Source organism: Helicobacter sp. 11S02629-2 (genome assembly GCF_002272875.1).
Classification (GTDB): Bacteria; Campylobacterota; Campylobacteria; order Campylobacterales; family Helicobacteraceae; genus Helicobacter_I.
This window is the reverse complement of record NZ_MLAN01000048.1, coordinates 1-762: the sequence shown is the minus strand read 5'-3', so window position 1 is coordinate 762 and position 762 is coordinate 1. Positions and strand designations below refer to the sequence as shown.

Genomic DNA, 762 nt, shown 5'->3' with positions numbered 1-762 from the left:
TTAGTGCAGTTTGCGACTTGTGCGTAAGTGATTTTGTTTGTTTGGCAAAAAGCTTTTATGCTTACTTGGCTTTTTTCTTGCATAGCAGTTAGCTTTATGTCTTGTGATATATCTACTTCATCGCCTTCTAGTTTTCTTTTTAGGTAATCCCATTCTAAAAACGCGTTAGTAGTAGACCTAAGCTGAGAAGTCATGTGCTTTCTATAAATTAAACCCATAACTGTGACTTCTGAAAAAAATATGTTTTTGGCTAGCTCTTTTCTTGAGACATTAAAGTCTTTTAAAAAGGTTATAAGGGCTTCTATAGAATCTATAACTAAAGGTATTTTATAATTTTTTAAATCTGGTTCAATTGGCATCGTTTTTGTCCTTTTTGCATTTTTCTAGTGTGTTTAGTAAGCTTTCAAGCTCTCTTGCTTGCTCATAGTAGCTTAAAAACGGCTCTACCCAAAAGGGTATACTTTGGATCTGTCTCCAGTTAGTTACTGTCTGATAGGCGGCACATGAGATTTTGGCGAACTCTTTTTTGTTTAATCCTAGTGCTTTAATCTTTGCTTCAAAGTCTTTATTAGTCATTTTTTATTAAATCCTTTAAATTGTGTGTTATAATTATTGTCCTAATAGATGTAAATTTATTAATGTTATAAGAGAGACAAAACCTCTACAAATACCTTTTTGAGAAGTCTCTCTTGTAATAAAAGCTTGCAAAAGCTTGTACACACACCTTTTAGGTGGCAGCCTGCTTGCCACTATCATTTCGCA

The 762-nt window shown here is 33.3% G+C and carries 2 protein-coding genes; both read right to left on the bottom strand.

Annotated features, from left to right (window positions below; translation table 11 throughout):
• On the bottom strand, window positions 1-359 hold a 359-nt coding region (locus BKH40_RS08610), incomplete at its 3' end, for a hypothetical protein (RefSeq protein ID WP_143428490.1).
• Window positions 349-576: a hypothetical protein gene (locus BKH40_RS08605; RefSeq protein ID WP_095278603.1), complete on the bottom strand. Its 228-nt coding sequence runs from the start codon at window positions 574-576 to the stop codon at window positions 349-351. The genes BKH40_RS08605 and BKH40_RS08610, both read right to left, overlap by 11 nt.
• Window positions 577-762: the final 186 nt, after the last annotated feature.

What these genes read in the sequence shown, in the direction of transcription:
- BKH40_RS08605 (WP_095278603.1), bottom strand. Translation starts at nt 576, where the DNA reads ATGACTAATAAAGACTTTGAAGCAAAGATTAAAGCACTAGGATTAAAC.